18 protein-coding genes are annotated in these 19,182 nt (G+C 61.6%); 10 read left to right on the top strand and 8 right to left on the bottom strand.

The window, feature by feature from the left end:
• Positions 1 to 10 precede the first annotated feature (10 nt).
• Positions 11 to 1,387: a tRNA uridine-5-carboxymethylaminomethyl(34) synthesis GTPase MnmE gene (mnmE, locus tag VLU25_14185; protein HSR69080.1), complete on the top strand. Its 1,377-nt coding sequence runs from the start codon at positions 11 to 13 to the stop codon at positions 1,385 to 1,387.
• A 23-nt stretch (positions 1,388 to 1,410) separates the two neighbouring features.
• On the opposite strand, the gene VLU25_14190 is transcribed toward mnmE, so the two are convergent.
• The 4 genes from VLU25_14190 to mnmG form a co-directional block, all read right to left on the bottom strand.
• The gene (locus VLU25_14190) at positions 1,411 to 2,259 is read right to left on the bottom strand and encodes a ParB/RepB/Spo0J family partition protein (GenBank protein ID HSR69081.1); all 849 of its coding nucleotides are present in this window, start codon (positions 2,257 to 2,259) and stop codon (positions 1,411 to 1,413) included.
• A 26-nt stretch (positions 2,260 to 2,285) separates the two neighbouring features.
• Positions 2,286 to 3,077 carry a ParA family protein gene (locus tag VLU25_14195; protein HSR69082.1) on the bottom strand — a complete coding sequence of 264 codons (792 nt, stop codon included), beginning with the start codon at positions 3,075 to 3,077 and terminating at the stop codon, positions 2,286 to 2,288.
• Between the two features lie 90 nt (positions 3,078 to 3,167).
• Positions 3,168 to 3,773, bottom strand: coding sequence for an RsmG family class I SAM-dependent methyltransferase (locus VLU25_14200; GenBank protein HSR69083.1), 606 nt, complete (start codon positions 3,771 to 3,773; stop codon positions 3,168 to 3,170).
• Complete coding sequence (gene mnmG / locus VLU25_14205; protein ID HSR69084.1) at positions 3,770 to 5,641, bottom strand: tRNA uridine-5-carboxymethylaminomethyl(34) synthesis enzyme MnmG; 1,872 nt, start codon at positions 5,639 to 5,641, stop codon at positions 3,770 to 3,772. The genes VLU25_14200 and mnmG overlap by 4 nt, the downstream gene beginning before the upstream one ends.
• A gap of 139 nt (positions 5,642 to 5,780) precedes the next feature.
• Between mnmG and selD the strand changes: the two genes are divergently transcribed.
• A complete protein-coding gene (gene selD / locus VLU25_14210; GenBank protein HSR69085.1) occupies positions 5,781 to 6,767 on the top strand; it encodes a selenide, water dikinase SelD in 987 nt (328 codons plus the stop codon).
• A gap of 25 nt (positions 6,768 to 6,792) precedes the next feature.
• Here the strand turns inward: selD and VLU25_14215 are convergent, their stop codons facing one another.
• On the bottom strand, positions 6,793 to 7,071 hold the full coding sequence (locus tag VLU25_14215) for a hypothetical protein (protein HSR69086.1): 279 nt from the start codon (positions 7,069 to 7,071) through the stop codon (positions 6,793 to 6,795).
• Between the two features lie 115 nt (positions 7,072 to 7,186).
• Here VLU25_14215 and VLU25_14220 point away from each other — a divergent pair, with 115 nt between their 5' ends.
• Genes VLU25_14220 through VLU25_14230 form a run of 3 tightly spaced genes read left to right on the top strand, consistent with a single transcriptional unit; the run spans position 7,187 to position 10,520 of the window.
• Positions 7,187 to 8,788, top strand: a complete 1,602-nt coding sequence (locus VLU25_14220) for a methylmalonyl-CoA mutase family protein (GenBank protein HSR69087.1) — start codon at positions 7,187 to 7,189, stop codon at positions 8,786 to 8,788.
• Positions 8,789 to 8,790: 2 nt separating this feature from the next.
• A complete protein-coding gene (locus VLU25_14225) occupies positions 8,791 to 9,771 on the top strand; it encodes an ABC transporter ATP-binding protein (GenBank protein ID HSR69088.1) in 981 nt (326 codons plus the stop codon).
• Positions 9,768 to 10,520, top strand: coding sequence for an ABC transporter ATP-binding protein (locus tag VLU25_14230; GenBank protein ID HSR69089.1), 753 nt, complete (start codon positions 9,768 to 9,770; stop codon positions 10,518 to 10,520). Before VLU25_14225 ends, VLU25_14230 begins: the two co-directional genes overlap by 4 nt.
• A 21-nt stretch (positions 10,521 to 10,541) precedes the next feature.
• On the opposite strand, the gene VLU25_14235 is transcribed toward VLU25_14230, so the two are convergent.
• Positions 10,542 to 11,222 carry an ABC transporter ATP-binding protein gene (locus VLU25_14235; GenBank protein ID HSR69090.1) on the bottom strand — a complete coding sequence of 227 codons (681 nt, stop codon included), beginning with the start codon at positions 11,220 to 11,222 and terminating at the stop codon, positions 10,542 to 10,544.
• 45 nt (positions 11,223 to 11,267) lie between these two features.
• Complete coding sequence (locus VLU25_14240; protein HSR69091.1) at positions 11,268 to 12,710, bottom strand: efflux RND transporter periplasmic adaptor subunit; 1,443 nt, start codon at positions 12,708 to 12,710, stop codon at positions 11,268 to 11,270.
• Between the two features lie 192 nt (positions 12,711 to 12,902).
• Between VLU25_14240 and glp the strand changes: the two genes are divergently transcribed.
• Together glp and moaC are read left to right on the top strand one after the other, a co-directional pair.
• Positions 12,903 to 14,123, top strand: coding sequence for a gephyrin-like molybdotransferase Glp (gene glp, locus VLU25_14245; GenBank protein HSR69092.1), 1,221 nt, complete (start codon positions 12,903 to 12,905; stop codon positions 14,121 to 14,123).
• 9 nt (positions 14,124 to 14,132) lie between these two features.
• Positions 14,133 to 14,603: a cyclic pyranopterin monophosphate synthase MoaC gene (gene moaC / locus VLU25_14250; protein ID HSR69093.1), complete on the top strand. Its 471-nt coding sequence runs from the start codon at positions 14,133 to 14,135 to the stop codon at positions 14,601 to 14,603.
• Here the strand turns inward: moaC and VLU25_14255 are convergent.
• The gene (locus VLU25_14255; GenBank protein ID HSR69094.1) at positions 14,557 to 15,915 is read right to left on the bottom strand and encodes a glycosyltransferase 87 family protein; all 1,359 of its coding nucleotides are present in this window, start codon (positions 15,913 to 15,915) and stop codon (positions 14,557 to 14,559) included. The genes moaC and VLU25_14255 overlap by 47 nt on opposite strands.
• Before the next feature lie 100 nt (positions 15,916 to 16,015).
• Between VLU25_14255 and VLU25_14260 the strand changes: the two genes are divergently transcribed.
• From VLU25_14260 to sufB, 3 genes are all read left to right on the top strand, one after another.
• Positions 16,016 to 17,035, top strand: coding sequence for a VWA domain-containing protein (locus tag VLU25_14260; protein HSR69095.1), 1,020 nt, complete (start codon positions 16,016 to 16,018; stop codon positions 17,033 to 17,035).
• Positions 17,036 to 17,223: 188 nt separating this feature from the next.
• A complete protein-coding gene (locus VLU25_14265) occupies positions 17,224 to 17,673 on the top strand; it encodes an SUF system Fe-S cluster assembly regulator (protein HSR69096.1) in 450 nt (149 codons plus the stop codon).
• Between the two features lie 39 nt (positions 17,674 to 17,712).
• Entirely contained in the window at positions 17,713 to 19,167 is a 1,455-nt protein-coding gene (sufB, locus tag VLU25_14270) for a Fe-S cluster assembly protein SufB (protein ID HSR69097.1), read from the top strand.
• The last annotated feature ends 15 nt before the right edge of the window (positions 19,168 to 19,182 follow it).

Here is a 19,182-nt window from a genome sequence, read left to right on the forward strand (position 1 = left end):
AGGTGCCGACGTGTCGGCTGATCTCAACGACACGATCATCGCTCTAGCCACGGTTCCCGGCCGCAGCGCTCTGGCGCTATTGCGCATCAGCGGCCCACAGTCCCTCGAGTTTCTGACCCGCCTCTGTGAGGCCCGGCAGTGGAGAGAACGTCCCCGCCAGGCACGGTTGACGCGCCTCAACGATCTGCAAGGCGGCGAAATTGACCGCGGCCTGGTCACCTTCTTTTCCGCTCCGCATTCCTACACGGGACAGGACGTGGTCGAGATCTCCCTGCACGGGAGTTCCTGGGTTTGCCGCAAGGTCCTGGAGTGCGCACTGCAGTCGGGACTCCGTTTGGCGGGTCCGGGCGAGTTCACTCAACGCGCCTTCTTGCTGGGGAAGATGGATCTGATCCAGGCCGAGGCGGTGCGCGATCTGATCGAGAGCGAAACGGCCTTCCAAGCCAGGGTCGCGCGCAGCCAGATGGAGGGCGCTCTGAGCAGGCGCCTGCAACCTCTCAAGGATGAACTGGTCAAAGTCATATCCCACATGGAGACGGCCCTGGAGTTCGTAGAGGACCAGGTCGAACCCGAAGGCCGGGAAGCCCTGACGCAGCGTCTGCTGGAAGCGGCCGATTTTCTGGCTGAGCTGGAGGAGAGTTTCCAGGTGGGACGGCTCTTGCACGAGGGAATTACGATAGCTCTCGTAGGTCGTCCGAACGTGGGCAAGTCGAGTCTCTTCAATGCTCTCATGAGCGATGAGCGCGCCATCGTCACCGAGATTCCGGGCACCACGCGCGACGCTTTGAGGGAGAGGGTCGATCTGCACGGAATCCCCGCCCAGATCGTGGATACGGCCGGCATCCGGGAAACCCGGGAGGAGGTTGAAAAGCTGGGCGTGGAACGCACTTTGCAGATGGTGGCCGAGGCCGACGTGAGCGTCTTCGTGGTGGATGGGGCGGAGCCTTTCTCCGACGAGGATAGTAGATCATGGCAGGCGGTGGAGGGACGGCGCCCGCTGCTGGTGGTCAACAAGCGCGACAAAGGGGTGTCGATCGAGCTTCCTGAGCGGGTCGAGCAAGGCTGCATCGGCCGTCTGGAAGTGTCGGCGGCGAGCGGGGAAGGGGTGGACCGGCTGCGGCAGGAATTGTGGCGCTTGGCCGGGGGAGAGGAAGTGGCGGCGGGCGGGGAGGCGGCGTTGCTGACCAATGTGCGCCAGCAAGGCTGCGTGCGCGAGTGCCGGGAGGCCCTCTTGGAGGGCTTGCAGGGATATCGTTCAGGCTTGAGCGAGGAATTTGCCCTCTATGACCTGCGCCGGGCCTTGGAGGCCCTGGGCAGGCTGACGGGCGAGGTGACGGTGGAGGAGATCCTGGGCGAGATCTTTTCCACGTTCTGCATCGGCAAGTAGGGGCCAGGCGGGTGAGGCCCTGGCTATTCGCTTTTCCCCATCAGGCGCGAGTAGAGCCGGTTGAGATCTTCTTCGCTGTGATAGTGGAGACGGATATGTCCGGATTTGCCCCGGCCGTGGATCTCCACCTTGGTTTGCCAGTGATCTTCCAGAGTTTCCTCGGCGGCCCGGATATTGGGGTCCTTGCCGGCGGGCGCCTTTTGCTGGGAGGGTTGCAGGAGCTTTTGCACCCGGCGCTCCACGTCGCGCACGCTCAAGCCCTTCTTGCGGATGAGCTTAGCCAGCTCCAACTGGCGGTTGCGGGGCAGGGGAAGAAGGGCGCGGGCATGGCCCATGCTCAGGATGCCGGCTGAAACTTCTTGCTGGATGGCCTTGGGCAGCTTGAGCAGCCGCAACATGTTGGCCACGGCGGAGCGGCTGCGGGAGACGCGCTGAGCCACCTGCTCCTGGGTCAGTCCGAAGTCCTCAATCAGCAACTGGTAGGCGTTGGCTTCCTCGATGGGGCTGAGTTCTTCGCGCTGGATGTTTTCCACCAGGGCCAGCTCCACCATGGATTGGTCGGACACGTCCTGGATCAAGGCCGGGATGCGATGCAGGCCGGCCCGCTGGGAAGCCCTCCAACGCCGTTCGCCTGCGATGAGTTCGTATCCGTCCTCGAGGGGCCGGACCACGATGGGCTGGAGGAGTCCTTTTTCGGTGATCGATGAAGCCAACTCGTCCAAGGCCTCGGCGGAGAAGTGGTTGCGGGGCTGGAAGGCATTGGGCTTGATTCTCTCCACGGGGATCTGTTGCAGAGGCGAATCAGGTTCTTGGGCGCTCTTGGCAGGAAGCAGGGCGTCGAGGCCTTTGCCGAGGGCTTTGCGTTTGCTCATGGGTCGAGTCTTTCCTGTCGGAGGTTTTAGCCGGCGCCGGCGGTGGCGGGCTCGAGCTGAATGCGGTCCAGCAGCTCGCGGGCCAGTTGCAGATAGGAGCGGGCGCCGCGGCAGCGCGGGTCGTAGAGGAGGATGGGTTTGCCGAAGCTGGGAGCCTCGGCCAGGCGGACATTGCGCGGAATCACGGTCTGCATCAGGTGTTGGGGCAGGTGGCCGGCGATGTTTTCCTGGATTTGGGTGGAGAGGTTGAGACGGTCGTCGAACATGGTCAGAAAAACACCCTCGATGCTTAAGGCCGGATTGAGGTGATCGCGAACCCGCTGAAACGTGCCCAACAAGTCGGAAAGCCCCTCCAGGGCGAAATACTCGCATTGAATGGGGATGAGCAGGGAATCAGCGGCCGTAAGCGCGTTGACGGTGAGAATGCCCAGAGAAGGGGGACAGTCGATGAGGATCAGGTCATAGCGTCCCCAAAGAGGGCTCAAGACCTTCCTGAGGCGGAACTGGCTTTCTTCTTCCTCCAGGAGTTCCAGCGTGGCGCCGGTCAGGTCGCGGTTGGAAGGCAGCAGGGAGAGGCGGTCGACTTCGGTGGCGCAGACCGCCTCGGCGGCGGGAAGGCGGTCGATGAGGCAGTTGTAGACCGACCGCCGCAAGGAGACCTTGTCGATGCCGAAGCCGGAAGTGGTGTTGCCCTGAGGGTCGAGGTCGACAAGCAGGACGTGCAGGTCGGCTGCCGCCAGGGAGGCGGCCAGATTGATGGCCGTGGTGGTCTTGCCCACTCCTCCTTTCTGATTGACGATGGCGATGGTCTTCGGCATGCGAGGCAGAATAACACGAAAGGGAAGGGAATGTTTCACGTGGAACAGAGGGGGCCGATGTTCCACGTGAAACACTTCCCGGAAGCCCGTCTAGGGGAAGAAAATCAGCCTGGAGATCATGCGCCGATGGGAGCCGGGAACCGCCAGCCGAGTCTCGGCGCGCCACTTCACGGCGCCGCTCACCGGGACGTCCTGCCCGTGGAAAGCCAGCAGGGGAATCTTCCCCCCGCCCAGCGCCGCCTCCACGCGGGCGGAGGTCTTGAGGGCCCTTGCCGTTGCCGCGTCGACGTTCGTCCAGACGAAGTCCTCGGCCGGCAGGTGATGCACTTCGCCCCCCAACCCCAGACGCCGCACGGCTTCCTTCAGGAACACGGCTTTGCGATGGTGCCGCTCCAGCAAGCTGACCTCGAGGGCAGGATCGAGAACCTGCAGGCCCAGGCCCGGGAAGCCGGCTCCGCTTCCGATGTCGGCGAGCTTTCTCTCGCCCTCCTTGAGCAGCCGCAGACCCAGGAAGGACTCGAAGAAATGAAACTCCATCAGCTCGCCGAAGGAAGCCACCGTGGTCAGAGAGATCCTCCGGCTCCATTTCTGCAACAAGGCCCAGTAGGTCTCCATCTGCTCGATCTGTAGAGGAGTCAAGGACAGGCCGAAGCGTTCTTCAAGCCCTTTCAGCCGAGCCTTCTCCTCCCCGGTCAAACCCGGCTCCGCTCGCTCAGGGTGAGGTGGATGTTGAGGATGGAAACCGCCGCCGGGGTAACGCCCGGGATCCGCGCGGCCTGGCCCAGGCTCTCGGGACGCACCCGTCCAAAGCGCTCCTTCATCTCGCTTGAAAGGCCCTCCACGCCGCCATAGTCGAAATCGCCCGGAATGCGCCGCGTTTCCATCTTGCGGACTCTCTGCACATCCCTTTCCTGCCGGCGGATGTAGCCCTCGTACTTGACCTCGGTTTCAACCACGTTGGCCTCGTCTCCCCTCAATTCTATGCCGCCCAGGTCGAGCAAGGGCCGCAGGTCCTCCAGGCGGCACTGCGGGCGGCGCAAAAGCTGGGCCAGATTCAATCCGGCCTCCGCCTGCAGCCTGCCGCGCAAGTCCTCGAATCCGGGACAATCCCGCTGCAAGCCGGCGGAGTCAAGAAAGTCTACGGCCCTGTCGATCCTTTTCAGCTTCTGATGGACCGCCTCCAATTCACGGGAGGAGAGCAATCCGGCGCGATGGCCGTGCTCAGCCAGACGCCTGTCGGCGTTGTCGATGCGCAGCAGCAGGCGGTACTCGGCACGCGAGGTGAACATGCGATAAGGCTCGTCCACTCCCCGCGTCACCAAATCGTCGATGAGGATGCCGATGTAGCTCTCCTGGCGGCCCAGCACCAGCGGTTCGCGGTCCTGCACGGCCAAGGAGGCGTTGAGACCGGCCATCAGTCCTTGGGCGGCGGCCTCTTCGTATCCCGTGGTGCCGTTGATCTGGCCGGCCAGGTAAAGGCCCTCCACCTGACGCGTTTCCAAAGTGCTCTTCAATTGACGGGGCTGCACAAAGTCGTACTCCACCGCGTAGCCCGGACGCACCACGACGGCCTCTTCCAATCCCTTGATGGCGGCTACCATGCGCTTCTGCACGTCGACCGGCATGCTGGTGGAAAAGCCGTTGATATAGATCAATGGAGAATCGAGGCCTTCCGGCTCCAGGAAAAGCTGATGCCGAGAACGGTCGGAAAAACGGCGGATCTTGTCCTCGATGGAAGGACAGTAGCGGGGCCCGGTGGCCGTCAGAGTCCCCCCCAAGAGAGGACTGCGCCGGCTGTTCTCGCTAATCAGATCATGCACCTGCGGATTGGTGTAGGCGATCCAGCAATCGACCTGAGGAAGGGCCGGCCCGGTGGTGCGAAAGGAAAAAAAAGTCGGGTCCTCGTCTCCGGGCTGCGCCTCGAAGCGGCTGAAGTCGATGCTGGAACGCTGAAGACGCGGGGGAGTGCCCGTCTTGAGACGCCCCATTTCGAAGCCGATCCCGCTGACCGAGTCGGCCAACTTGACCGCCGCCCGTTCGCCGGAGCGCCCGGCCCGAAAACGCTCGCCGCCCACGTGGCAGACTCCGTTGAGGAAGGTGCCGGTGGTCAGAATCGCCGTCCGGCAGGAGATCTCTTCTCCGCCCGCCATCTCGATGCCGGCCACACGCCCTCCCCGGCGCACAATGGCGGTCACTTCACCCCCCAGCAGGTCCAAGCCGGGCATGGTGGAGAGCAGTTCCTGCATGCGCAGGCGGTAGCGTTCCTTGTCGCTCTGGCAGCGAGGGGCTTGAACGGCAGGCCCGCGGCTGCGGTTGAGGAGGCGGAACTGAATGGCGGTCAGATCGGCCTGGCGACCCATGATGCCGCCCAAGGCATCGATTTCGCGCACCAGGTGACCCTTGGCAATGCCCCCGATTGCGGGATTGCAAGACATTTGACCGATCATGTCCAGGTTGATGGTCACCAGCGCCGTGGAGGCCCCGACCGCCGCGGCCGCCGCGGCCGCTTCGCAGCCCGCATGGCCGCCGCCGATCACTACCACGTCATAATGCCGTCTGCTCATGAGAAAGGCCATTATAACGCGAGAGGCTATCTCTCCCTTCAACCACGCCGCTTCCGGCCTCTCGTCTATAATGCCCAGCATGACCGATAAGCGGAAGAGACTGACTGAACTGGTGTCCTGCGCCGGTTGAGCGTCTAAGCTGGCACCGGAGGTGCTGAAGACAGTCCTGAGCAATCTGCAGGGATGGAATGACCCGGCCGTCCTCGTCGGGTACCAGACTGCGGATGACGGGGGAGTGTATCGTCTGTCCGACGAACTGGCACTGGTGCAAACCGTGGACTTCTTCACCCCGGTGGTCGACGACCCCTTTCAATATGGTCAGATCGCCGCCGCCAACGCTCTCAGCGACGTCTACGCCATGGGCGGAGAGCCGCGCTTCGCCCTTTCCGTCGTGGGCTTTCCCAAGTCGGGGCTGGACACCGGCATCCTAGGGGAGATAATGGCGGGAGGCAGCGCCAAGCTGGCCGAGGCCCGCGTTCCCGTCATAGGGGGCCATTCCGTCCAGGACCCTGAGATCAAGTTCGGCTACTGCGTGACCGGCGTGGTCTCTCCCCACGCCTGCTGGACCAACGCGGCGGCCCAGGCCGGGGACGCGCTGGTGCTGACCAAACCGCTGGGCACCGGCATCATCACGACCGGGGTGAAGTTCGAGAAGACGCCTCCACCCGTGCTGGAAGCCGCTCTGGAGGTGATGCTCAGGCTCAATGATGTCGCTGCCCGGGCCGCGGCCTCCTATTCCGTTCATTCCGCCACCGATATTACCGGCTTTGGACTCCTCGGCCACGCCCTAGAAATGGCCCAGGCCTCCGGCGCCCGATTGCGCCTGCGGGCCTCTCAGGTTCCCCTCATTGCAGGCACGCGGGATCTAGCCCAAACGGGCATGTTGCCGGGAGGAATCGAGTCCAACAGGGCTTATCTGGGGGATCGAGTCGAGTGGCATTCCACAACCCTCATTGTGCAACAGATCCTTCTCGATCCGCAGACCTCGGGGGGACTCCTTTTCAGCCTGCCGCCGGCTGACGCGGAGAAACTCGTCGCCGACCTCGCCGGGCAGAACCAAGAGGCCGCCATAGTGGGCGAAGTCGTGGAGAAGCGCGACGAGATCCTGATTGAAGTCGTACCGTAGTGACTTTGTTGCGGGAAAGAGGCTCTCACTCGGGAGAGATCTTGAGTTGGCGCAGGAAGCGCTCGTCCTGGGAGGTGAGTTCGAGCTTGACTTTGGAAGACCTGCCCGGCTTGGGCTTGGGGCTTTCTTCACCATCTTCGTTCTGCTCGTTGAAGCCCACCGTGGCCTCGACAATCAAGAAAACGTCGTAACCTGTATCCTGGATCTCGTGGATGATGGAATTGATGGCGGGCGACTCGGTTAGAGCCTCGTTGATGGCCTTCTCAAGCTTGCGCCGATATTCCTTGAGATGGTCGTCGTTCATTTGCCCGAGTATCCTTGCTTTGCTACCATCCGTTCTTGCCGCCAGAAGGAGTTTGCTGCTCCGTCAATGTCATCCGAAGCCGAAAGAAGTATAGCAACTCCCGCGAGGAAAAACAATGGTTCCGGCACCTCCAAAAGACTCCGCAAAAATTCCTTCCGAATCTTCCAAGAAAGCCGTTTACAAGCCGGATGACACGGCTGCGGACGACTATGCCCAGCGGCTCAATGATCCCGGCAAGTACCCATTCACGCGCGGAATCTATCCCACCATGTATCGCGGCCGTCTCTGGACCATGCGGCAGTACGCCGGCTATGCCAGCGCCGAGGAGTCCAACCGCCGCTACCGCTACCTGCTCTCTCAGGGAACGACAGGTCTGTCCGTAGCCTTCGACCTTCCGACTCAAATCGGAATTGACTCCACCCACGAGCTGGCCGAAGGCGAGGTGGGAAAGGTGGGGGTGGCCATCGACAGCCTGGAGGACATGCGGAGACTCTTCGACGGCATCCCGCTGGAGCGCGTCTCCACCTCCATGACAATCAATGCTACGGCCTCCATCCTGCTGGCTCTCTACCTGGCCGTAGCCGACGAACAAGGTGTGCCTTGGGAGCAACTGCGGGGCACCATTCAGAACGACATCCTCAAGGAATACATTGCCCGCGGAACCTATATCTATCCTCCTCAGCCCTCGCTGAGAATCATCACCGATATCTTCGCCTTTTGTCATCAGCAGGTGCCGCGCTGGAACACCATCTCCATTAGCGGATACCATATTCGCGAGGCCGGCTCCACGGCGGCCCAGGAGTTGGCATTCACCTTGGCCGACGGTGAAACTTACGTGGAAGCGGCTATCGCCGAAGGCCTCTCGGTGGACGACTTCGCGCCCCGCATTTCCTTTTTCTTCAACGCCCACAATGACTTCTTCGAGGAAGTGGCCAAGTATCGTGCCGCCCGACGCATGTGGGCCACGCTGATGAAGGAGCGTTTCAAGGCCGAGAATCCCAAGTCCTGGATGCTGCGCTTCCATACCCAGACCGCCGGCAGCACGCTGACGGCCCAGCAGCCCGACACCAATGTCGTCCGCGTGGCCCTGCAAGCGCTTTCGGCGGTGCTGGGAGGGACTCAGTCGCTGCATACCAACTCCAAGGACGAGGCGCTCGGCCTCCCCACCGATTCGGCGGCGCGCCTGGCCCTGAGAACGCAGCAGGTCATCGCCCACGAAAGCGGAGTGGCCGAGACGGCCGACCCGCTTGGAGGAAGCTGGCTGGTCGAATCTCTCACCAGCCGGCTCGAAGACGAGGCGCAGGCCTACATGCAGCGCATCCGCGAAATGGGCGGGATGTTGCGGGCCATCGAGAGCGGCTATGTGCAGCGGGAGATTCAGAAGGCCGCTTACGACTATCAGCGCGGCCTGGAAGAGAAATCGCGCATCGTTGTCGGAGTCAATGACTTCAAGGAAGGGGCGGAGACGGCCATCGAGGCGCTGAAGATTGACCCCGAGGTGGAACTCCGCCAGCGCGCCCGCCTGCAGTCGCTCAAGGACAAGCGCGACAACGACCGCACTCAAAAAGCCCTGGAGGCCGTCCGCAAGGCCGCCCGGGAAGATTCCAATTTGATGCCGCCGATCCTCGAGGCTGTCAAAGCCTTGGCCAGCGTAGGCGAAATTGCCGACGCCATGCGCGATGTTTTCGGCGAGTACCAAGAAACCGTGGTCTTTTAACCATGACCTCGCCTCTGCTCGCCGTTCGCGGTCTGGATATCGTTATCCGCGCCAGGCCGCATCAGGCCGAAATCCTGCGCGCCATCGACCTGTCCATTCTGGAAGGCGAAATTCACGGTTTGGTGGGGGAGTCCGGCAGCGGCAAGACCACCCTGGCCCGGGCGCTTATGCGCTTGCTGTCTCCACCTTGCCGCCGAGCCCGCGGCGAGATCTTGTTCGGGGGCCTCGACCTATGCCTCCTGCCCGAGAAGGAGATGCGCCACCTGCGGGGCGCTACCATCGCCTATGTCCCCCAGGACGCGGCCTCCGCCCTCAATCCTCACCAAAAGGTCGGGTCTCAGTTTGTCGAGACCTTGCGGGCCCACCAGTCCGTCACCGCCTCTCAGGCCAGGGAGCAAGCGATTCAGTCCCTGGCTCAGGTGGGGCTGGAGGAGGGAAACGAGATCCTGCGTTCCTATGCTCATGAGTTGTCGGTCGGCATGGCCCAACGCGTTCTCATCGCCATGGCTCTGGCCTTGCGTCCGCGCCTTTTGCTGGCCGATGAACCCACCTCCTCGCTGGATGTGGTTGCCTCGGTGCGGGTGGCCCGCCTTTTGGCTGATCTGAACGAGCGCAGCGGACTCACCATCCTCTTCATCACTCACGATCTGGAGATGCTCTTCCGGGTCGCTCACCGGATCACCGTACTCTATGGCGGCGAGATCATGGAGCAGGGAAGCCTTGAGGAGATCAAGAGCAATCCCAGCCATCCCTATACGCAAGCCCTGTTGGCGGCCCGCCTTCTTCCAGGCGAAACGCCGCTGGCCATAAGCGGAGAGCCGCCGGAACCCGGCGCCCGTCCCCAGGGATGCGTCTTTCATCCCCGTTGCCCCGAGGCCGGCGAGGAGTGCAGCCAAGGCAGCCCGGGCGTGGAAGTGATTGCAAGCGATCATTCTGTGCGCTGCTTCCACCGATCACCGTCAACCCGCGAGGAAACAACTTGAGCGCCGTCCTGACCGTCCGCGACGTCTGCCTTTCCTACCGCCATAAAGCCGCCCTTTCGCCGGGGCGGGATGAGGACAAACAGGTGCTACGCGGCGTCTCCTTCCAGCTTCACAAAGGCGAGTCGCTGGGATTGGTGGGCGAATCAGGATCAGGCAAAACATCGCTGGCCCGCTGTCTGCTGGGAATAAACGAGCCCGACTCCGGAGAGATCGTTTTCTCTCGGGGCGGCCCGGGAAAAGTGCAGGCCATCTTTCAGGACCCCCTGGCTTCGCTCAATCCTCTAATGACGGTGACCAGCCTCATTCTGGAACCGCTTCGGGTCGCAAGCCGCCATCTGGCAGCCGAGGAATCGATGAAAAGGGTCCGAGATCTCTTGCCAGCGGTGTCCCTGCCTCCCGGTGTCCTTGACCGCAAGCCTTCCCAGCTCTCGGCTGGACAGCGGCAGAGGGTAGCCATTGCCCGAGCCCTGGCAACCGATCCGGAGATCCTGATCGCCGACGAGCCCACCTCGGCGTTGGATGCTTCTCTCAGAGTGCAGATCCTGGAATTGCTGCGCTCGGCTCAGCGCAGCCGGGACTTGGCCATGCTGATGGTCACTCATGATTTGGCGGCGGCGGCCCGCTATTGCGACCGCATCGCCGTTCTCTATCAGGGCCGCCTGGTCGAGACGCTGCCGTCCCAGGACTTGTTTGGTGCGCCCCAGCACCCGTACACGCGGCGTCTGGCCCGACTGGTATTGGAAAAGTAGAGGCGGGGTGAGGCAGAAAGGCTATCCAGTCAGGGCCGCCGCCGCTTCAGCGCGCTTGTTCTCCGGCACCTTCTCATCTCTCTCGATCTGTCCATCGCGAAGGTAGATGATGCGCCTGGCGAAATGGGCGATGTCCTGCTCGTGGGTGACGAGCACGATGGTGTGGCCGGCCCGGTGAAGGCGGTCGAAAAGACCCATGATCTCGAGTCCGGTGCGGGAATCGAGATTACCCGTGGGCTCGTCGGCCAGGATGATGGAAGGATTGTTGACGAGGGCGCGGGCGACGGCCACGCGCTGGCGCTGGCCCCCCGAGAGCTCGTTGGGTTTGTGATCGACCCGGTCAGCCAGTTCCACCTGCGTCAGGGCTTCCAGGGCTTGTTGGCGGCGTTTGCTGGAAGGAATACCCGAATAGATCAGCGGCAGTTCGACGTTGTGAAGCGCCGTAGCCCGGGCCAGAAGATTGAAGGTTTGAAAGACGAAACCAATCTCCTTGTTGCGGATGCGCGCCAGCTCATCGTCGTGCATCTCGCTGACCAGCTTGCCATTGAGATAGTACTCGCCCTGGCTGGGCGTATCGAGGCAGCCGATCAGGTTCATCAAGGTCGACTTGCCCGATCCCGAGGGACCCATGATGCCGACGTATTCGTTCTTTTCGATGTCGAAGGTTACGTCGTGGAGGGCGTGAATCTGCTCTGAACCCATCACGTAGGTCTTCCAGAGATTCTTAGTGCTGATCAGGGGCACGAGCTACTCCTCGCTTTCATCATCATCTTCGATCCGTACTGGGTCGCCGCTCTCCAGGTTGCGAAGGGCGCGATAGCTGCCGGTCACGATCCTATCACCCTCCTGCAATCCGGAAAGAACCTCGATTCTGATCTCTCCCGTGATGCCGGTGGCGACGGGAACGAACACGGCTTTGTTCTCTTCGATGCGGAAGACGCCTTCGCGGTCGATCTTTTTCTTTTCGGACTTGTTGCTCTTAGACGCCGAAGTACTCCCGGCAAGCGAAATGTCTGCATCGCCGTCGCTTCCGGATGCCTCGTCCTTATTCTCGATTTCCCGCAGCGTCAGGGCTTGAATGGGAATGGTAAGGACGTCGCGGCGCACCGCCGTCGTGATCTCGGCTGTGCAACTGAGCCCCGGCCGCAGGCTGGCCGGAGGGTCGGTCAACTGCACGATGACTCGAAAGTCCTTGGCCTCTTGACCGCCGCTCTGGATAGCCGAACTCCCGACTTCCGTGACGCGCCCCTCGAGAGGCGCGTCAGGGAGCGCGTCGACCAGGACCTCGGCGGTTTGGCCCAGCTCGACGTTGACGATGTCGGTTTCGTCCACCTCCACCTCGGCCTCGATCACCGACAGGTCAGCGATCACCATCAGTGTAGCGGCGGGATTGTTGAGCGTGCCGGGAACAGCCCGCTCGCCGATCTCGACGTTCATTTGGGTGATGACACCGCTCAGCGGAGAGCGGATGGTGGTCTTGGAGAATTCGTCCTGCTGACGTTCCAAATTGGCCTTGCTCTGGCGGACCCGTTTGAGGGCATTCTGGTAGCGGACTCTCTCTTGTTCCAGTGCCAGCTTGCTGACATTGAGCTGGGCCTTTGCCTGACCCAGCGAGAGTTCAGCCGAAGTAAGGGCCGTCTCGGCGTTGACCAGCTCGTTCTTGGCCTGGTCGTAGATCTCGCGCGAAATCAGCCTGTCCTCGTGCATCTGCTGCTTGCGCTGAAAAGCCCTCTGAGCGATATCGTAGGCCTGACGAGCCCTCTCCGCCTCAGCTTCGGCCTTGCGGACGCCGGCTTCGTCGCGTTCCACCATGCTTTCCTGGACGCGCACCTGAGCCTGCTGATTCTCGGAGTCGGCCTCGGCTATCTCATAGCTGGCCTGCTCGGCCACGGTAGCCAGTTCCAACTGCTTGGGATTGATTTTGAGCAGCAGGTCGCCCTTGGCCACCCGGTCTCCTTCTCTGACGTAGAGCGCCGTGATAATGCCGGTGATCTCGGATTGCAGTTCGACGTACTCTTTAGGGCGAATCTCTCCGGTGGCCGTTACCTTGGCGACCAGCTCTTCGCTCCGCTCCACAACTTCGCTCTCGACCCGAACGCCTTCTCCGCGGTCCGCCGTGAGGTAATAGATGATGCCCGCAGCCCAAACCAGGGCCACGACGGCCACCAACAAGAAGATCAGTTTCTTCATCTAACTTCCCTGTCCTATTTTCATGGCCGCGGTCCCGGTCCTCCTCCCGGCCTGATAGTCCCAGTCATTGTGACGCCAGCCAGGCCCCGCGGCAACCACTCGATTCAAAATACCTTAACTCTAATCACATCCCTACGTACCGGACGCGCCTTCCATTCGCTTCCCGTTTGCAAGAGTTGCTATGCTTGCCTCATGCTGTTGTCCTTCCCAGAAGCGCTCGACCGACTGCTGGCAGCCGTACCGTCACCGAAGGCGGCCCGGATGGACCTGACGGATGTCTGCGGAAGAGCCTTGGCTGAGGACATCCGCGCCGACCACGACGTGCCTCCCTTCGACAAATCGTTCATGGACGGCTATGCCCTGCGCAGCGCCGATCTCGACTCGCTGCCGCGCCGTTTGCAGGTGATCGGAACCAGGGCAGCCGGCAAGGTGGAGAAAGAACTCGAAATCGAATCGGGGCAAGCCGTCCAGATCATGACCGGCGCCCCTTTGGTGAAAGGAGCCGACGCCGTCCAAATGGTCGAAAAGACGCGCCGCATCTCGTCTTCAGAGGTGGAGATCGAAGAAGCGGTAGCGGCAGGGCTCAACGTAGGACCGCAGGGAAGCGAAGTGCGCCGGGGCCAAGTGGTCCTCAAAGCCGGGAGGCGCCTGGGGCCAGCCGAAATCGCCGTCTTGGCGACCTTCGGGGTCAGCCGGCCCAGCGTTTACCGTCCGCCGGAAGTCGCCATCTTCACCACCGGAGACGAGCTGGTGCCAGTCGAGTCGCGGCTTGAGCCGGGACAGATCCGCAACTCCAACCTCTGGATGCTGGCGGCGCAGTGCGCCCGCATGGGATTGCAGCCTTCCTTGCAAGAGGTGGTCGGGGATACTCCAGCAGAAGTGGAGGCGGCCTTCCATCGGGCCCTCGACTTTGACGTCGCCATCTTCTCGGGAGGGGTCTCCGCCGGGGAATTCGACTTTGTCCACCAGGTGTTGGGCCAAACGGGCATGGAAGTGCTCTTTCACAAGGTCGCCATCAAGCCCGGCAAACCCTTCCTGGCAGCTCGCCATCCCCGCGGCAATATGATTTTCGGTCTGCCCGGCAATCCGGTGTCGGCCTTCGTCACCTTCGAGGTCTTAGTCCGCCCGGCCCTGGCCAGGTGGATGGGGCTGGCGTCAGCCCAACTGCCGGCAATCCGGGGCAGGTTGACCGAGGAGGTTGCCCAAGCTCCCGGTCGTCTCTTCTTCAAGCCCGCCCGAACCCGCCGGCAGGACGGAAAATGGATGATCGAGCCCATCGAGACGCGCGGTTCGGCTGACATCACCGCCTTTTCCTGCGCCGACTCGCTGCTCTTGATTCCGCCCGCCACCGAGCACATCCCCGAACACGGGCAGGCTGAAGTTTGGCTGCTTCCCGACCACGCGGGGAATTGAGGTGATCGCATGAGTTCGTTCAGCCACATCGATGAGGAAGGCCGGGCCCGCATGGTCGACATCAGCCGCAAGCCACGCATGGCTCGGACGGCGGTAGCCGAGGGGTTCCTGCATATCCAGCCGGAAACCGCAGAGCAGATTCGTAGCCGCCGGCTGCCCAAGGGCGATCCCTTCGAAGTGGCCCGCATCGCCGGCATCCAGGCCGCCAAGAGGACCAGCAGCCTGATACCGCTCTGCCATGACCTCCATCTCGATTTTGCCGACGTCGAGATCGAGTTGCTGGAACGGTCCTGGAAGATCCGCTCCACCGTTTCCTGCCGACGTGGGACTGGCGTGGAAATGGAGGCCTTGACCGCCGTGACCGTGGCAGCGCTGACCCTCTACGACATGTGCAAAGCCGTGGACAAGGATATGCGCATCGGGGAGATACGCCTCATCGAGAAGCGGAAGGAACCGTTGAAGGACGAGGCCGGCTCTTGACCCACTTCCACAGATCAAAAACCAGCAACGTGTAAAAGGGGAAGTACTCCAGCCACAGAACCCAAGCCCGCTCTTCCACCTGAGGATAGGCAAACCAGTATCCGCTGTAGCTCAAGAAGGACGCCGCCCCGAGCCACAGCCCAGCCCAGTAGCGCAGACCGATCAGCGGATAAAGCGCGATGGCCCAGGTGGTATACCAGGGGTGAACGGTGTAGGAGCAGGCGTAGAAGAACATGAGCAGGAAGTAGAGGGCGGAAGCCGTTTGCACTGTTCCGGCTCGGCTGCCGTCCCCTCGCCTGGCAAGGAAGAAGGCATAGGCCAGCAGGACCGCCCAGGCGAGAGCGAAGATCCTCCCGGCCATAGCCAGGACCTCCGGCCGGCGCGCTTCGTAAATCAAGAAGAAGGGGGAGTTGAAGCGCCACTTCTGGTGATAGGTGCGGGACACTTCCAGAAAAGCGCCCCACGACTCGGCCAGATCTCCCTGCCAGGCGAAGTAGAGACCCGCCGGAAGCGCGAAACCGCCGGCCAGCCAAAGCAAAGAACGGATGGAGGCTCTCCAGCCCTTCATTCTCAGCCAGAAGAAGGGCGCCGTCATCAGCGGCATCAGCTTGGTCAGCGAAGCCATCCCCAAGAGCAAGGGGGAAAGGGCGGCCCGCCATCCCCCTCGGTCGGGGGCCGCAGCCGGCAGCCACAGGATTGCGCCTACCCACATCGCGGCCGTCACCAGATCGAGGTGGCCCGAGGAATAGAATTCCAGCAGCACCAGCGGATTGAGCAGCCAAAGCGCCCAGTCCTGGGCCCGCCTGAAACCGGCTTTCCACCACAGTGCCGCCATCATTGCCTCGAAGAGCAAGAGGAGACACTTCCATCCGATCACAGAGGGTCCCCACAAGAGGTGGTTGAGGAGAAAGAGGAACTGGGCCACCGGGGGGTAGATGGAGGTGCGGTCGGTATGGGCCATGCGCTGGTAGAGATCGGGATAGCGGGATTGGAAATCGAGGCGCTCTTGAGGCGCCCGCAGATAGGGATTCTCGCCGTGAGCGGTCAAGGCTCCGTCCCACAGGTAGCGGTAGACGTCCTCTGAGAGGCCGGGAGAGGCGGGGATCCAGAGCGCGCGCAGCAGCAGCGCCGTGACCAGCAGCCAAGGCAGAGTCAGCCGTCCGCGGCGCAACAGCAGCCAGGCTGCCGCGGCCAGCAGGTAAAAGACTGCCAGGCCGCCCAGGAACCAGGGAAGCTGCGGCCGGAAGGGCCACAGCGTCATCAGTCCCGCCTGCAGCGCCATCAGCGCCAGCGTCAACACCACCCCAAGCATCGCCTTGATTGTAAGCCACCCGCCATTTGCCGTCTGGACCATGGCGGGCACACCCTCCGCTTCTCCCCGATGAGGGCGGGCCCTTGCTATACTGGAAAGCGTGAAACGCCTACATTTCTTTTTGGCCGCGGTCCTCTGGATGGGTTCTTTTCCGCTGGCCCAGGATGAACCCGAGCAGCAGACCCAGGAGCCGATTCCCGCGGACCAGGGATTCCGCATCGACGTACGGGTGGACCAAGTCTTTCTGGCCGTCAGCGCCCGTGCCCACGGAGGAGGCTTCGTCGACGACCTGACGGCTGAGGATGTGAGGATTTACGAAGACGGGGTCGAGCAGGAGATCCGCAACTTCGCCCAAGAACTCGCGCCGGCCCACGTGGCGTTGCTGATCGATGCCAGCGGCTCAACCCGCTTCAGCCAGAGTTCCATCCAGCGCGCGGCCTACAATTTCGCTTCCAAGCTGGGCGAAGAGGACCGTGTGGCGATCATCACTTTCAGCTCTCAGGTCAAGCTGATCCAAAACTGGACGAATGATCTCGAGGAGTTGGACTATAGCCTGAAATCGATTTGGCCCAAAGGGCTGACCTTGCTTCACGACGCCATCTATCTGACTTTCGATGACCTCTTTAAAGACGTGGAGGGCAAGAAGGCCATCATCCTCCTGACCGATGGAGTCGACAGCAACAGCTACTACCGTCAGGAAGAGGTGCTGCGACTGGCCCAGTCTTCGGAGGCCTCTGTTTACGTCGTTTCGCTCCTGGATGAATACCGGCAACAGGCCATCGGGGCCCGGGCGCAGGCGCTGGCCCAGCATCGCACGGTGCCGCTCGAATTTACCGATGCCTACATCCGAAAGTCAGAAGCCTTCCTGCGCAAGCTGGCCCATGACACCGGCGCCCGCATGTTCAGCGCGGCCGCCGCCACCTACCTGAGCGAAATCTACGAAGAGGTGGCGGAGGAGATCAAGAACCTCTACTTCATTTCCTACATCCCCAGCAACAGCGCCAAAGACGGGACCTGGCGGCGCATTGAAATCGAGTCTCCGACCAAACCTGGAGTGACTCTGCGCACCCGCCCGGGGTATTATGCGGATCCGCCGGAAGTAACCACCGGGAGCCGCTGAGAACGCGCCTTGCGGCGCTTTCGTCGAGACACGCGGGCGTCCCCGGACAAGCCTCGATTTTGAGGTTGACAGCACTCCGTTCCATTGTTACATTAGGCAACTAGGACCAATTGGGTCCTATTTTTTAGGCGCTCTAATAGGACCGGAACAGTACGATTTCGCGTCCGCATTCCGGAGCAGAAGAATCGATGTTGAAGGTAAGCAAGCAGACCGATTACGGCATTCTCCTTTTGACGGCCATTGTCAACGCCGATGACGAGGGGACCTTGAGCGCGAGGGAATTGTCGGAGATGACCCATCTTCCTTTGCCGATGGTGGGCAAGATCCTCAAAGTCCTGACGCGCGAGGAGGTGCTGGTTTCCCAACGGGGAGCCAAGGGGGGCTACAGCCTGGCGCGGCCGGCTGACGAGATCACCCTCATCGACTTGGTGCGGGCCATTGAAGGACCTGTGGCCATCACCGAATGCATCGAAACCCCCGGGGAGTGCCGTCACGAGAACAATTGCCCGGTTCAAGTCAATTGGCTGAATATCAACAGGCTTATTCGCCAAGCCTTGAAGGGCATTACCTTGCTGGACATGACCCGTCCGCAGCAATTGCACCAGATAGCGGACCGACCGGTCCAGCTCTCGTCATAGATTTTGCAGAAACGAAAAGAGTAGAGATAAGGAGACACGATGTCTACAGAAACGGAAGAACTTCAAAGACTAGCGGATAGAGAGTACAAGTACGGGTTCTACACCGACATCGAAGCCGATCAGGTAGAGCCCGGGTTGAACGAAGACGTGGTTCGGCTCATTTCAGCCAAGAAGAAGGAGCCGGAATGGATGCTGAAGTGGCGCCTCAAAGCTCTCAAGCACTTTGAAAAGAGCGAATTCAAGGAGCCCCGCTGGGCCAATTTGAAGTTCCCTCCCATCGACTATCAGGCCATCTCTTACTATTCGGCTCCCAAGGGCAAGGATGATGCGCCCAAGAGCCTGGACGAGGTCGATCCCAAACTGCTGGAAACCTACAACAAGCTGGGGATTCCTCTGCAGGAGCAAGAGCAGTTGGCCGGAGTGGCCGTGGATGCGGTATTCGACAGCGTCTCCGTGGCCACTACCTTCAAAGAGAAGCTCAAGGACATGGGCATCATCTTCTGCTCTTTCAGCGAGGCGGTTCGAGAGCATCCCGACCTGGTCAAGAAATATCTGGGTTCGGTGGTGCCCATCACGGACAACTTCTTCGCCACCCTGAATTCGGCCGTATTCTCCGACGGGTCCTTCGTCTACGTCCCCAAGGGTGTTCGCTGCCCCATGGAATTGTCGACCTACTTCCGCATCAACGCCATGAACACGGGCCAGTTCGAGCGCACTCTGATCGTGGCCGACGAGGGGGCCTACGTCAGCTACCTTGAAGGCTGCACGGCGCCCATGCGGGACGAGAATCAGCTTCACGCCGCGGTGGTCGAGCTGGTGGCGCTGGACGATGCCGAGATCAAGTACTCCACCATTCAGAACTGGTATCCCGGAGACGAGAACGGCAGGGGCGGCATCTACAACTTCGTCACCAAGCGCGGAAAGTGCGCCGGACGGAACTCCAAAATCTCCTGGACGCAGGTGGAAACCGGCTCAGCCATAACCTGGAAGTACCCCAGCTGCATCCTGCAAGGAGACAACTCCATCGGCGAGTTCTACTCGGTGGCCCTGACCAAGGGTTATCAGCAGGCCGACACCGGCACCAAGATGATCCACATCGGCAAGAACACCAAGAGCACCGTCGTGTCGAAGGGAATCTCGGCCGGGTTCGGTCAGAACACCTATCGGGGTCTGGTCAAGATCAACAAGGGTTCCTCGCATGCGCGCAACTATACGCAGTGCGACTCCATGCTGCTCGGAGACCAGTGCGGCGCCCATACCTTTCCCTATATCGAGATCAAGAATTCAACCGCTCACATGGAGCACGAGGCCACCACGTCGAAGATCGGAGAAGATCAGATCTTCTACTGTCAGCAGCGCGGACTGTCCGAGGAGGAAGCCGTCTATTTGATCGTCAATGGCTTCTGCAAGGAGGTCTTCCGCGAGCTGCCCATGGAATTCGCCGTGGAGGCCCAAAAACTGCTCAATGTGAGTCTTGAAGGCAGCGTCGGCTAAGGCCTCCCTTCGAAT

The sequence above is a fragment of the Acidobacteriota bacterium genome (assembly GCA_035471785.1).
Taxonomy (GTDB): domain Bacteria; phylum Acidobacteriota; class UBA6911; order RPQK01; family DATIPO01; genus JANQFM01.